Consider the following 301-nt stretch of genomic DNA (forward strand, 5'->3'; position numbering starts at 1 on the left):
CAGCTTCTTCGGTTCCAACCGTAACAACTGTCACTTCTCCACCTTTTGAATCACGAATCTGAATGGCTTCTTCTATTGCATACTCATCATAAGGATTGATGATTAATTCCGCTCCATCCTCATTAATTTTGCCACCAGCAATGGAAATCTTCTCTTCCGTATCGAACGTTCTCTTCATTAATACAAAGATGTTCATGATTTTCCCTCCTAATATTCTTCCAGATAGATGACTCGGTCTAAGTCTTTTTTTCGTATGTTTAAGAGCTTGTATTCCAAGTCTCTTTAACATAGGAAAAAAAGA

Annotated in this window: 1 pseudogene; it reads right to left on the reverse strand. The window is 37.2% G+C overall.

The features are described 5' to 3' along the window. Nucleotides 1-196 (reverse strand): annotated as a pseudogene (locus PZE06_RS28035) (electron transfer flavoprotein subunit beta); the annotation flags it as partial. Between the last annotated feature and the right edge of the window lie 105 nt (nt 197-301).

It is taken from the genome of Robertmurraya sp. DFI.2.37 (genome assembly GCF_029211245.1).
GTDB lineage: Bacteria > Bacillota > Bacilli > Bacillales > Cytobacillaceae > Robertmurraya > Robertmurraya methanolica_A.